The organism is Ruminococcus flavefaciens ATCC 19208, from assembly GCF_000518765.1.
Lineage (GTDB): Bacteria > Bacillota > Clostridia > Oscillospirales > Ruminococcaceae > Ruminococcus > Ruminococcus flavefaciens.
Genome location: NZ_JAEF01000015.1, coordinates 156,496 through 169,386, shown reverse-complemented (window position 1 = coordinate 169,386; position 12,891 = coordinate 156,496). Strand labels below are relative to the sequence as shown.

The window sequence follows — 12,891 nt, the reverse complement described above, 5'->3', positions numbered from 1 at the left end:
AGAAAGAACAATGCCATTACTTAAATTAGAGAACGTTGAAAAATACTACGGAAGCAGATCATGCCTTACAAAGGCTGTAGACAATATCTCATTCGATGTGGAAAAGGGTGAGTTCACAGCTATAATGGGTGCTTCGGGAAGCGGCAAGACTACACTCCTTAACTGCATCTCTACTATCGACCGTGTAACAGCAGGACATATTTACCTTGAAAATACAGATATAACAGCCTTGAAGGGCAAGGCTCTGAATAAGTTCCGCCGTGAAAAGCTTGGATTTATCTTTCAGGACTTTAACCTTATGGATACACTTACTGCTTATGAGAATATCGCTCTTGCACTTTCCATACAGAAGTATGCTGCAAAGGACATAGATAAAGCTGTAAAGACAGTTGCGGAGCAGCTTGGCATAACAGATGTGCTCAGCAAGTACCCTTATCAGATGTCAGGCGGACAGAAGCAGAGGGTAGCTTCTGCAAGAGCTATCGTGACAAATCCCAAGCTTGTGCTTGCAGACGAGCCTACAGGAGCACTTGACTCAAAGTCATCAAAGCTGCTTCTTGAAAGACTCAGCTATCTCAATCACGAGCATGATGCTACTATAATAATGGTAACCCATGATTCGTTTTCAGCAAGCTATGCTTCGAGAGTTCTTTTCATCAAGGACGGCAAGGTTTTCAACGAGATAAACCGCGGAGCAGATACAAGAAAGGTATTCTTCAATAAGATAATAGATGTACTTACACTTCTCGGAGGTGACGTAAGCGATGCTCTTTAAGATATCAATGAGCAATATCCGCAAGAGTATCAAAGATTACACTGTATATTTCTTTACTCTTATAATAGGTGTTGCTATATTCTATGTATTCAATGCTATAGAGACTCAGACAGCATTCCTGAAAATGAATGAAGATCAGAGGGAAATGATCAATATCCTCATAAAAGCTATTGCAGGTGTAAGCGTATTTGTAGCGGTAGTGCTTGGACTTCTTATCGTATACGCAAGCCGTTTCTTAATGAAGCGCAGGAACAAGGAGTTCGCACTTTATATGATGCTTGGCATGAGCAAATGGAAAATATCCTTGCTTCTGCTTTGTGAGACAGTCATTATCGGTGTAGGCTCACTTTTTGTGGGACTTCTGATAGGTATCGGACTTTCGCAGGTAATGAGCGCAGTCGTTGCAAATCTCTTTGAAGCCGACATGAACAGCTATAGATTTACGGTATCTGCATCAGCTATATTAAAGACCATACTTTACTTTAGTATCATGTATGTGGTCGTAATAATCAGAAGCGGATTTGTCATCAGCAAGTGCAGGCTCATAACTCTTATGCAGTCGGGCAAGCGCTCGGAAAAAATAACTATGAAAAATCCGTGGGTATGCGTTATAGTGTTCATACTTTCAGCCGCAGTCCTCGGATATGCTTACTACATGGTAGGCTGGGATTATCTCCGTATCAGCGGAAACAAACTGGTCACAGCTATCATAATGGGTGCAGTTTCCACATTCTTTATCTTCTGGTCAGTTGCAGGAATGCTTCTGAGAGTTATAATGTCAATGAAGGGCGTTTACAATAAGGGACTCAACAGCTTTACCTTCCGTCAGATAAGCAGCAAGGTAAATACAACAGTTGCTTCTATGACAGTTATCTGCCTTATGCTCTTTCTCACTATCTGTACACTTTCTACAGCTTTTGTTATCAGAAACTCTCTGAACAGGCAGGTACAGGAATTTTACCCTGTAGATATGTACGCTGAGTTCGGAAGAACAACAAGCGCTGAAACACCCGAAGAAGCAAAAAATTTTACTGAAAAGCCTCTTTATACAAGTCTTAAAGATGAATATGAAAAAAAGGGCTTGGATCTATATGAGGAATTTGGTGAATACTGCGATTTTCATAACTATGCAGACCCGAATTTTACTTTTAATACATTCCTCAGCGAGGCAAAGGATGAGTTAAAAAAGGAACTTCCTTCAGTGATAAGTACAGATGATGATTATTGGCTGGAGATCATAAAGCTCAGTGATTATAATAAATTAATGAAGCTCTATGGCTTAAAGACTCTTGACATCAATGATAACGAGTATGTTTTATGTGCGTCATTCGGGGGAATGATGGGATTTTACGATGAGATACTAAAGGATAAGGCAGAGATAAATGTATTCGGAAACACCCTTGTTCCTCATTTTAACAAGACATACAAGGGATTTATCCGCCCTGCGGTACAGCCGATAAATGGAGGGCTTTTCATCGTTCCCGATTCAGCGGTTGATGAGAATGCGGCGTGTGATAATATAATAGTCGGCAATCTGAAGGCATCTGATGCAAAAGAAAAGCAGAAGCTTGAAGAGAAATTCCGTGAAAAATGGGGAAATGTCATGGGAAACCTTGAAGGTGAAAAAGGAATAGGCTATTCCGAGTATATGTCCTCAAGACGAGAGGAGGCAAATTCCACTGTCGGTCTCAGCGCAATGGTAACATTCCTCGGTCTTTACATCGGATTTATATTCCTTGTATCCTGCGGCGCTATCCTTGCACTTAAAGAGCTTTCGGAAAGCTCAGACAGCGTTCCGAGATATACAATGCTCAGAAAGATCGGTGCAGAGGAAAAGGAAATAACAAAGTCACTGTTCATTCAGTCAGGAATATTCTTCCTGCTGCCGCTGCTGCTTGCCTGCCTGCACGCATTTGTGGGCATGAAATTCGGTATGTTTGCAATATCAATGATAGTAACAGGCGGTATGTTGAAGCCGATACTCTTTACAGCCGCAGTAGTTGTTCTCATTTACGGCGGATACTTCCTGCTGACATTCCTCGGCAGCAAAGCAATAACAAAGGAACAAAAGTAAAAAAAATTCCATGATATAGTTTTTGTGGCTCTCCGAAAGGGGAGCCCTTTATATTGTGCGGAAACATCGTATTTCTTATCATTTCCTTAAATCTTTCTTAATCCGTTGACTTCTGTATCGCTGATATGCTACAATTTTATTAAAGGGGGCGGTAATATGAAAAAGTTCGATAGACCAACGGATATAATACCCGAAAAGATACATAAACGGCTTCATCTTATATACTTTACGCTGAAAGCCTTGATAGGGGCTACGATTTTTTTAATATTGTATCTCGCCTTGTTTACAAAGATAATGGGACTTCCCGACAGAGGGACAGAGGAGTCGCCGTTCCTTTTCCACCAGTACTGCGGAACGTTTTTCGTTGAGTTCGACCGTGCCAATTCCTTTGCTTCCGATGCGGACTATTCTGCGTATCTTGAGCGCAGCAATGCAACTGTTGAACCCACAACGGCAGAGAATGTCCTGAGTTATCTCGGCATGATCCCAAGTTTAGTTCTTGTTGCTGCTATGATACTGGCACTTCGCAGCGGCGACAAGAAGCGTATTTTCTGCGGCAGGGCATGGCGTTACTTCCTTTTTGGCGGAGCTTTGTACGCAGCTGGCAATATTTATGCGTATATAGACAGCAATTTTATCAGTACGACCTCGGATTTTGACGGTATGACAAGCGTATTCACCGAGCGTCGGCAGTACTGCCAGATATACGATATACTTGGTATACCGTTCATTATGATATGCGGAGCATTTGTGCTTCTGATGTATGAAAAACAGCTTAATAGCCAAAACTCCGTAAAGGTTTCCGATACACTGAAAACGCTGTCAGCCCTAATTATTGCAGGCTCGGCAGGCTTCATAGCATGGAGGCTTGGTGTGCGTACCTATGAGCTTATCCGTGTTATGTCGGGCGATAAGTACAGCGTATGGCTGCCTTTCACAGTAATGGAGAGCCAGACGAGATATATGTGCAGGCTGCCCTTTGAGGACGCAGTTTCGGCTCAGGCTTATAAAAACGTGATACTGTTCAGATACCTGCGTGACCTGCCCGTTTTTGCACTTACAGGTGCGGCAGTATGGGCGTTTGTACGTGTACTGCTGAATACTGCAAAGGGAGAGTTCAATACAAAGCGCAACAGGAAGTACCTTCGCAATTCAATGCTTCTGCTGACAGCGGCGTCACTGATACTGAATATTGCAGGCTGGTTTGAGACAGACCTTTTTGACAGGAGCTTCACAGGCATATTCGGTAATACCACCTATACTATTGCATTACGCGCCATGACAGAGCCTCTGCTTTATGTTGCAGTCATATGGTTCTTCGGAACATATCTACAGGCTATACCCGAAAGTAAAAGTGAGTAGATAGTGGAGAAATAGAATGAACAAGCCCCGAGGTAAAACTCGGGGCTGACCTTTTGTATACTAATAACTAATTACTATGCACTATTCATTAACCACTGATACCTTCTTACTTATTAAAATGCTGAATGATTTCTCCACCAAAGACAGGAATATATATAAACCTACAAAATTTTCAGCCTCGTTTGAAATCTCTTGAAAACCGCTATTTTTAGTAGTATAATAGTAAACGTTGCGTGTCTTTAATAGAGAATTTTGAGAAAGAGGTTAGAAAAATGGCTGAAAAAGCATTGAAACCAACGGAAGAAAAGCTCAAACCAAAGCTTTTCTCGGTAATGAAGACCTATTCAAAGGAACAGTTCATCAAGGACATAATCGCAGGTATAATCGTTGCTATCATAGCCCTTCCGCTTTCCATAGCACTTGCACTTGCTTCGGGAGTAGGTCCTGAGCAGGGACTTTATACTGCTATAATCGCAGGCTTTATCGTTTCATTCTTAGGCGGAAGCCGTGTACAGATAGCAGGTCCTACGGCGGCATTTGCCACAACAGTTGCAGGCATCGTGGCTACAGAGGGAATGGACGGACTGGCAATATCCGCTATAATGGCAGGTATAATCCTTATAATCATGGGCTTCTGCCGTTTCGGAGCACTTATCAAATACATACCCGGTACTATAACCACAGGCTTTACATTCGGTATTGCTGTTACTATCCTGATAGGACAGATAAAGGATTTCCTCGGGCTTACGTTTGATAAGGAAGTAATGCAGGACAAGCTCGGTATTTCTTCTCCTATCGAGACAGTTGACAAGGTAAAGGCTATCTTCCTGTTTATGGATTCTATCAACTGGCAGGCACTTGCTATCGGTGCAGCTTCACTTGTAATACTCATACTCTGGCCAAAGAAGCTGGAAAAGATACCTGCTTCACTTATTGCCGTTATCGTATGCTCAGCTATCGTAAAGCTCAGCGGCATCAAGGTGAATACAATAGGCGACCTTTATCAGATATCAAATTCACTTCCTAAGCTCACAGTGCCCGAGGTAACATTCGGAAGAGTAAGAGCACTTATCCCCAATGCATTTACTATTGCAGTTCTTGCAGCAGTTGAGTCGCTTCTCTCCTGTGTTGTCGCAGACGGTATGGTAGGTTCAAAGCACCGCTCGAATATGGAGCTTATCGCTCAGGGTACAGCAAATATCGGTTCTGCATTCTTTGGCGGTATCCCTGCTACAGGTGCTATCGCACGTACAGCTGCTAACGTAAAGAACGGCGGACGTACACCTATTTCAGGTATGGTACACTCTGTAGTCCTCGTTGTAATTCTCGTAGTCCTCATGCCTTATGCTTCACTTATCCCTATGCCGACTATCGCAGCTATACTCTTTATAGTTGCCTATAATATGTGCGGCTGGAGAAATATCAGAAACACAGTAAAGACTGCTCCAAAGAGTGATATCGCTGTACTTTTCGTAACACTGATACTTACAGTAGTATTTGACCTTGTAGTTGCTATCGGTGTGGGTATGGTAATGGCTGCACTTCTCTTCATGAAGCGTATGGCAGATGTTACCGAGGCTCATGCATGGATAGATGTGGACGATGAGGACACCGATCCCGATAATATCCTCCTCAAGAAGATACCTCATAATACAAGAGTATTCGAGATAAACGGACCTATGTTCTTTGCAGCTACAGATAAGTACAAATACGTACTCAGCGATAAGGATATAGACGTACTCTGCATCAGAATGAGAAATGTTCCTGCTATGGACGCTACAGGCGTTGAAGCACTTATCCGCATAGTTAAACGCTGTCAGAGACATAATGTAAAGGTCGTATTCTCTCATGTAAACGAGCAGCCTATGAAGGTAATGACAAAGGCTGGCTTCATCGAACAGGTAGGTAAGGAGAATTTCTGCGATCATATCGACACTGCACTTCTCAGAGCAGAAGAGATAGAGAAGGAAATTGCTGCAAAAAGATCCTGATATAAAGAAAAAAGCGAACTTCGGTTCGCTTTTCCTGTGTTTTTTACACTTAATCTGCAAAAAATGAGTTGTATTTGACACGATAAAATGGTATTATACTATCAGAGAAGAGATCCAATGGGGTTTGTTCTCTGTTGAGAGCATTTGATGCTTTCTCTGAAGCCTGCGAGGGCTTAAATAAATCATCCTCATTGAACCGATACCGAAGTTTCAGTGTTCTTCGGTGTCGGGATTTTTTTGTCTTGATATAAAATGGTTTTTAAAAGCTATAATAAGCCATTTTTAGTTGTTGAGCAGACATTAATTAGTGAATCATTAAGAAGCTGGCGATCACTCGGTAATACTGCGTTATCATTGTTGAAAAGGGCGGAGTTCCTACAGAGGTGTTCAAAAATCAGCTTGGCAGGGATAAGATTTATTTAACAAGGTATTATTTTGCACAGAGCAGTACAGATAAAATAAAAACTCCCCGAAAGGGGAGTTTTTGGATATGAGATGTTATCCGACGTTTGTAAGGTCAGTGCCGAACCAATTGACGGATATTTCGGCAAGCTTGCCGTCCTGCTTCATGGCGGAGAGCTGATTCTGCACTTCATCGTGTAGAGTAATGTCGTCTTTTCTGAGGACGACATTGTGCAATACCTCTTCAAGACTTCCTTCGAGCTGGGTATAATTTTTTTTGAGTGTTTTTATGTAATAATTTGAAGCAGCGGTGTCGAGAAATACAGCATCTGATGAACCTTTGTCCATATCGCTTAGGGCATCTGCTATATTTTCGGCAGGAGCAAGTTTTATATCTTCAAAGACAGGAGAGAGTCCGAGGAAATTCTGAGCAGGAGAACCTGCCTTGACGCCGACGGTCATTCCTTCGAGGTAGTTAATGGAAAGGAGGTCACTGTAGGACGGTATAACGAATACCATTTCGGTTTTTACGATAGGCTTTGAAGCGTTTACAGTCTCATCACTTTCGATATCTGAGGATATGGCAGAGTTCCAGATAATGTCGACCTTGTGGTCGTTCAGTGCTGATTCGGGCTTATTTGAATCAACAGGCTGTTTTTCGAGCCCTATATCCATTCGGTCGCATAATTCCTGAGCAACGTCCACATAGAAACCGATGATCTCATTGTTTTCATCTGTAAAGCTCATAGGCACTGCACTTGTATCAAATCCGACAACAAGCTTTTTATTATCGTATACATTCTGTAGCGAAGGATCAAGCTTTGAGGTATTATCGGGATTGGCTTCTTCTTCCGCAGAATACTTCGTGTACGGCTGAGTGGTCGAGGCGGTGACAGCCTTCTTCTCTGAGGCAGTGCAGCCTGTCATAGCCGTCATTGCAATTACAGCAGTAATACCTGCAATAAAACTGCTGAAAAACTTTTTTCGCATTAAAAACCCTCTCTTTCAGTATCTTATATAGCTGATAAACCTATAATAGCACATTTCGACCTGTGTGTAAAGGAAGTAACAAAGGTTTTGGAACTTCATATAAATAATCACGTACTTACGGCGGTAATTTGGCGATTATTTGAAAAAAGCGGAGCTGAACGGCGATATATGGCGGCCTGCACTTTACAAGCCGTCCATAATATGGTATAATGGACAATGTTGTGCGGTAAATCATAATTTTGCAGCGTGACGCTGCACCCTTGCTCCGCGCTAAAATACTTCTGATATAGAAAAAAACCGCGAGAGACAATAAATTATTAGGGAAATATCATCGCGTGATTTGCTAAATGATGAAGCCTTTAGCTTTTTGCCATTAGGAAGCGGCTTCGCCGCTTTATTAGTGGGCGGATAATATCCGCCCCTACAATGGGCTAACGGCTAATGACTAACGGCTCAAATCATAATTTTGCTCCGCAAAATTATGATTTACGAAGGGAGAAAATATGATAACAGTAAGCAATGTGAGCGTGCAGTTCGGCGGCTCAACACTTTTTAAAAACGTAAATCTTAAATTCACTAACGGTAACTGCTACGGTGTTATCGGTGCAAACGGAGCAGGCAAATCCACATTTCTCCGTGTGCTCTGCGGCGAGCTTGAACCTGCTTCGGGTGAGGTCGTAATGCCAAAGGAGGAGCGCCTGAGCGTTCTCAAGCAGGATCACTTTGCATACGACGAGTACACAGTCCTCGACACCGTTATTATGGGCAATGCCCGTCTTTATGAGATAATGCAGGAAAAGGACGCTCTTTACGCAAAAGAGGACTTCTCTGAGGAGGACGGCGTAAAGGCTTCTGAGCTTGAAGGCGAATTTGCCGAGCTCAACGGCTGGGAGGCTGAGGCTGACGCTTCAAAGCTCATACAGGGACTCGGACTTTCCGAGGATATACTCTATACACAGATGTCCATGCTCTCAGGTAATGAAAAGGTAAAGGTACTGCTTGCACAGGCACTTTTCGGCAATCCCGACATCATACTCCTTGATGAGCCTACCAACCACCTTGATATAGACGCTGTACGCTGGCTTGAGGAATTCCTTTCCGAATACTTCGGTACAGTCATCGTGGTATCCCACGACAGACACTTCCTCAATAATGTCTGCACACATATCGTTGATATCGACTATAACAAGATAAAGATGTACGTAGGCAACTACGAATTCTGGTATGAGTCCAGTCAGCTCATACAGCGAATGATAAAGCAGCAGAACAAGAAGAACGAAGAAAAGATAAAGGAACTGAAAGACTTTATCGCACGTTTCTCAGCAAATAAATCAAAGTCAAATCAGGCTACATCACGCCGCAAGCTCATTGAAAAGCTGACAGTTGAGGAGCTCCCTGCATCAAGCAGAAGATATCCGTTCATAGGCTTTGATATGGACAGAGAGCTCGGCAAGGATATATTGCAGGTAGACGGCATCTCAAAGACCGTTGACGGCGTAAAGCTCCTTGACAACGTAAGCTTCACACTTGGCAGAACAGACAAGGTAGCATTCGTAGGCGAAAGCGAGCAGGCTATCACTATGCTGTTCAAAATACTCATGGAAGAGGAGCAGCCTGACAGCGGAAGCTTCAAATGGGGCGTTTCTGTAACAACATCGTATATGCCTGTTGACAACTCAGAGTATTTCAACGGCTGCGAGCTTTCTATACTTGACTGGATAAGACAGTATTCCGTAAAGGACGAGACAGAGACATATCTCCGCGGCTTCCTCGGACGTATGCTGTTCTCGGGCGATGACGTATACAAGCCCGTAAATGTACTTTCGGGAGGCGAAAAGGTGAGATGTATGTTCTCACGAATGATGCTTTTCGGCTCGAATGTACTCCTGCTTGATCGTCCAACAAACCACCTCGACCTTGAGAGCATCACAGCTGTAAACAACAGTCTTATCAACTTCAAGGGAGTTGTACTTCTTGCGTCACACGACCATGAGATAATGCAGACTACTGCGAACCGCATAATCGAGATACTTCCTGAGGGCTGCCTTGACAGACAGGGCACATATGAGGAGTTCATCGACTTCAAAAAAGCAAACGGAATGATATAATACAAAAAGTCCGAAAGCACGGGGGGATTGTACTTTCGGACTTTTTTTATACTTCTGATAGTTCACGGGGCAGCAATTCTTCACTGCACTTATTGCGCCATTCGCTGTAGTAGCTTTGGCTGTGGATAAGGTCTATGACTTCAGACGCCGTTTCGTCCTGTATCATACTTTTGTATGACTGAGTGTACTCATAGGCACGGCAGGCGTTGCTGCCTATAACAAGGTCGATAAAGCTGTATTCTGTCTCGATTACATCGGGATCAAAAGCAGCCTCTGAAGCTGTATATATGCTTCTTGCGCTGAAGGGGTCGATACCGCCTATGAGAGAATGCAGCTTTTCAAGCTCGTTATCGTCCAGAGCTGTAAGCTCGGTGATATTGCTGAAAGGCAATTTAGCCTCTTTCGCATTTCCTGTAAGAACAGCGTCGAACCAGATATCGTCCTCAAGCTGATAGTTTGAGGTATACTCCGTATCGCTTGTCCATAAACGGTTGAATTTGTCAATAGTACCTTCTTCACTCATGTAGAAACCGCACCATACTCTGCCATCTGACTGGATTATCAGGTCGGATTTGATATCTGAGTTTATATTGTAGAGCTTTTCGCGGTAGATTATCGTACTTGCCGCGATTTTTTTAGGAGCTGATGAAGGGGCGTTTGCGACTTCGGTTTTTATGACATTATCGCCCTGCGGTATTTCAGACTCGTTTTCAGATGAGCGTGAAACACAGCTTATGAGCATTATGGCAGATAAAGCGGCTGTAACCAGTCGTTTCATATTAAACCTCCTAAATTCGGGAGAAAACTTCTCCTATTCTGTCGCAGATGAGAAGATCTGCGCTGTTATCCATTTGGGTAGGTGCCATGTTGATAATAACTAAGTTGTTTCCGTTAAAGTAACGTATAAGACCTGCGGCAGGATATACGTTAAGGGAAGTGCCGCCGATGATAAGGGTATCGGCAGCAGCTATAGCGTGTACAGCGCCGCTTACCGTATCATCGTTGAGAGCTTCTTCGTAAAGGACTACATCGGGTTTTATAATGCCGCTGCATTCGCATTTGGGTATGCCTTCAGAGTTTGCGATGTAGTCAACGCCGTAGAATTTACCGCATTTTGTGCAGTAATTCCTGAGTACGCTTCCGTGGAGCTCATATACCTTTTTGCTTCCTGCTGCCTGATGCAGGCCGTCTATGTTCTGTGTAACAACGGCTGTGAGCTTGCCCTCAGCTTCGAGCTGAGCAAGCTTTAAGTGAGCAGCATTCGGCTTTGCATCAAGGCAAAGCATTTTAGCTCTGTAGAAGCGATAGAATTCTTCGGTCTTTTCCATAAAGAATGTGTGACTGAGAATAGTTTCGGGCGGATATTTCCACTGCTGATTGTACAGACCGTCAACGCTTCTGAAATCGGGTATGCCGCTTTCGGTGGATACTCCCGCGCCTCCGAAAAAGACGATGTTTCGGGAGTTTTTTACTATATCCGCAAGTTTTTCGATATTATCCATAACTCAATCTCCTATGACCTTGACGAAGAACTTTCTTGTTCTCGGGCCGTCGAACTCGCAGAAATAAATATCCTGCCATGTACCGAGAAGGAGTTTTCCGCCGCTGATGATAATAGTTTCACTTGCTCCGACAGCTGATGATTTAAGGTGAGCATCGGAGTTTCCCTCTGCGTGCTTGAAAATAGATAAGTCAGGGAACACCTTATCTATACCGTGAATGAAATCCGTCTGGACATCGGGATCGGCATTTTCATTTATGGTTATAGCCGCAGTGGTATGTGGACAGTAAACTATGCATATCCCTTCGAGAACACCGCTTTCTTTAACGGATTCACTAACCTCGCGTGTGATATCCACAAGCCCCTCAGCAGGTGTGCTCAGTTTGAAATTAAATAACATATATCAGTAACTCCTTTCGTGTAGATAGTTTTATTTATATGAAAAATATCGAAATTCAGTTTTGATAGAACCTACAGAAGTAATTCAGCGGACAGATATCGCATTTAGGCTTACGCGCATTGCAGATATCTCTGCCGAACTCTACGGTCCTGTGGCAGAAATCCGAGGATACTTCGGGAGGTATGAGCTTTACAAGGTCTTTTTCCACCTTTGCGGGCTCTTTGTTCTTGGTAAGACCAAGTCTGCCGGTAATGCGTATGCAATGGGTATCGGTCACCATTGCAGGCTTGCCGAAAACATCACCCAGCATAAGATTGGCAGTCTTTCTGCCTATACCCGAAAGGGTGAGGAGCTCCTCCATAGTGTCGGGGACTTCGCCGCCGAAGTCGTTTATGAGCTGATTAGCCATTTCCTTGAGGCTTTTGGCTTTGTTATGGTAAAAGCCGCAGGGCTTTACGTCCTGTTCAAGCTCGGCAAGGTCGGCATTGGCAAAGGCTTCAAGAGTAGGATACTTCTTGAAAAGTGTCTCCGTGACTACGTTTACTCTCGCGTCGGTGCACTGAGCCGCAAGACGGGCTGCGAACATAAGCTCATAGGGCTTATCGTAGTTGAGAGTACACGCTGCATCGGGGTAGAGCTTTTCAAGCTCCTTTACGGCAAGCTCGGCAATTTCCTTTTTGGTCATTAGTCAGACTCCTTCAGCTTTTTCTGTTTTTCAAGTATCCCGTCATAGACCTTGTACATCTTCTGCACAGTATTTTCAAGGAAGTAGTAATGCTTGATATAGAATGCAAGGAGCACAAGTATCATAGTGACCAGAATAAGTACGGGGATACTTGTTTTGAATATTGTAACAGCCATGAATATGGTGAGAACAACAGCGAAAAGCATAGTCACAAGAAAATGAACTATCCTCTCATGCTGCATAAAGGCGATCTTGTCCTTATGCTCTGACATTATCTCGTCCAGTTCATCAAGGCTTGAACAGCTTTCAAGGCGCTGCTGAATGTATTTCATGTAATTAGTAAGGTATTCGGTCATTTTCTCACGCTCCATGAACAAAGTAAACGAAACTCTAATCAAATTATACACCTTTTTATATAAAATGTCAATATATACTCGAAAAAATATGTAGAAAAAATGACTTTATTAACACTTTAGTAATTTAAGCTTAAATTAAGCTGATTTTTGCACTATATGTCAAACTTGTTTTCTCCCAATTGTGCGTGTATACGAAAATTATATACAATATAAAAACATTGCGATGTACTTATTGATTTTAACTGAA

General features: G+C 43.1%; 11 protein-coding genes. 5 read left to right on the top strand and 6 right to left on the bottom strand.

Annotation, left to right across the window (positions count from 1 at the left end; translation table 11 throughout):
- Nucleotides 1–10 precede the first annotated feature (10 nt).
- From L870_RS0104240 to L870_RS0104225, 4 genes are all read left to right on the top strand, one after another.
- Nucleotides 11–775, top strand: a complete 765-nt coding sequence (locus tag L870_RS0104240) for an ABC transporter ATP-binding protein (RefSeq protein ID WP_028517076.1) — start codon at nucleotides 11–13, stop codon at nucleotides 773–775.
- Nucleotides 765–2,849: an FtsX-like permease family protein gene (locus L870_RS0104235; RefSeq protein ID WP_028517075.1), complete on the top strand. Its 2,085-nt coding sequence runs from the start codon at nucleotides 765–767 to the stop codon at nucleotides 2,847–2,849. The genes L870_RS0104240 and L870_RS0104235 overlap by 11 nt, the downstream gene beginning before the upstream one ends.
- A 156-nt stretch (nucleotides 2,850–3,005) precedes the next feature.
- On the top strand, nucleotides 3,006–4,211 hold the full coding sequence (locus L870_RS0104230; RefSeq protein WP_028517074.1) for a hypothetical protein: 1,206 nt from the start codon (nucleotides 3,006–3,008) through the stop codon (nucleotides 4,209–4,211).
- Nucleotides 4,212–4,483: 272 nt separating this feature from the next.
- The gene (locus L870_RS0104225) at nucleotides 4,484–6,202 is read left to right on the top strand and encodes a SulP family inorganic anion transporter (protein ID WP_028517073.1); all 1,719 of its coding nucleotides are present in this window, start codon (nucleotides 4,484–4,486) and stop codon (nucleotides 6,200–6,202) included.
- Between the two features lie 498 nt (nucleotides 6,203–6,700).
- Here L870_RS0104225 and L870_RS0104220 read toward each other — a convergent pair whose 3' ends face one another.
- Nucleotides 6,701–7,594, bottom strand: coding sequence for a transporter substrate-binding domain-containing protein (locus L870_RS0104220; RefSeq protein WP_028517072.1), 894 nt, complete (start codon nucleotides 7,592–7,594; stop codon nucleotides 6,701–6,703).
- A gap of 503 nt (nucleotides 7,595–8,097) precedes the next feature.
- On the opposite strand from L870_RS0104220, the gene L870_RS0104215 reads away from it, so the two are divergent.
- Nucleotides 8,098–9,702, top strand: a complete 1,605-nt coding sequence (locus tag L870_RS0104215) for an ABC-F family ATP-binding cassette domain-containing protein (protein WP_028517071.1) — start codon at nucleotides 8,098–8,100, stop codon at nucleotides 9,700–9,702.
- 46 nt (nucleotides 9,703–9,748) lie between these two features.
- Here the strand turns inward: L870_RS0104215 and L870_RS0104210 are convergent, their stop codons facing one another.
- Genes L870_RS0104210 through L870_RS0104190 form a run of 5 tightly spaced genes read right to left on the bottom strand, consistent with a single transcriptional unit; the run spans nucleotide 9,749 to nucleotide 12,644 of the window.
- Nucleotides 9,749–10,480, bottom strand: coding sequence for a hypothetical protein (locus tag L870_RS0104210; RefSeq protein ID WP_028517070.1), 732 nt, complete (start codon nucleotides 10,478–10,480; stop codon nucleotides 9,749–9,751).
- A 10-nt stretch (nucleotides 10,481–10,490) separates the two neighbouring features.
- Complete coding sequence (locus tag L870_RS0104205; RefSeq protein ID WP_028517069.1) at nucleotides 10,491–11,204, bottom strand: NAD-dependent protein deacylase; 714 nt, start codon at nucleotides 11,202–11,204, stop codon at nucleotides 10,491–10,493.
- A gap of 3 nt (nucleotides 11,205–11,207) precedes the next feature.
- Nucleotides 11,208–11,603 (bottom strand): secondary thiamine-phosphate synthase enzyme YjbQ, encoded by a 396-nt coding sequence (locus tag L870_RS0104200; RefSeq protein WP_028517068.1) that lies wholly within the window; start codon nucleotides 11,601–11,603, stop codon nucleotides 11,208–11,210.
- A 55-nt stretch (nucleotides 11,604–11,658) separates the two neighbouring features.
- Complete coding sequence (gene nth / locus L870_RS0104195; RefSeq protein WP_028517067.1) at nucleotides 11,659–12,288, bottom strand: endonuclease III; 630 nt, start codon at nucleotides 12,286–12,288, stop codon at nucleotides 11,659–11,661.
- Nucleotides 12,288–12,644: a hypothetical protein gene (locus L870_RS0104190; protein WP_028517066.1), complete on the bottom strand. Its 357-nt coding sequence runs from the start codon at nucleotides 12,642–12,644 to the stop codon at nucleotides 12,288–12,290. The genes nth and L870_RS0104190 overlap by 1 nt, the downstream gene beginning before the upstream one ends.
- Between the last annotated feature and the right edge of the window lie 247 nt (nucleotides 12,645–12,891).

Excerpts from the sequence above, each read along its gene's own strand:
- L870_RS0104235 (WP_028517075.1), top strand. The coding sequence starts at position 765 with ATGCTCTTTAAGATATCAATGAGCAATATCCGCAAGAGTATCAAAGAT.
- nth (WP_028517067.1), bottom strand. The coding sequence starts at position 12,288 with ATGACCAAAAAGGAAATTGCCGAGCTTGCCGTAAAGGAGCTTGAAAAG.
- L870_RS0104205 (WP_028517069.1), bottom strand. The coding sequence starts at position 11,204 with ATGGATAATATCGAAAAACTTGCGGATATAGTAAAAAACTCCCGAAAC.
- L870_RS0104190 (WP_028517066.1), bottom strand. The coding sequence starts at position 12,644 with ATGACCGAATACCTTACTAATTACATGAAATACATTCAGCAGCGCCTT.
- L870_RS0104230 (WP_028517074.1), top strand. The coding sequence starts at position 3,006 with ATGAAAAAGTTCGATAGACCAACGGATATAATACCCGAAAAGATACAT.
- L870_RS0104240 (WP_028517076.1), top strand. The coding sequence starts at position 11 with ATGCCATTACTTAAATTAGAGAACGTTGAAAAATACTACGGAAGCAGA.
- L870_RS0104220 (WP_028517072.1), bottom strand. The coding sequence starts at position 7,594 with ATGCGAAAAAAGTTTTTCAGCAGTTTTATTGCAGGTATTACTGCTGTA.
- L870_RS0104215 (WP_028517071.1), top strand. The coding sequence starts at position 8,098 with ATGATAACAGTAAGCAATGTGAGCGTGCAGTTCGGCGGCTCAACACTT.
- L870_RS0104225 (WP_028517073.1), top strand. The coding sequence starts at position 4,484 with ATGGCTGAAAAAGCATTGAAACCAACGGAAGAAAAGCTCAAACCAAAG.
- L870_RS0104210 (WP_028517070.1), bottom strand. The coding sequence starts at position 10,480 with ATGAAACGACTGGTTACAGCCGCTTTATCTGCCATAATGCTCATAAGC.
- L870_RS0104200 (WP_028517068.1), bottom strand. The coding sequence starts at position 11,603 with ATGTTATTTAATTTCAAACTGAGCACACCTGCTGAGGGGCTTGTGGAT.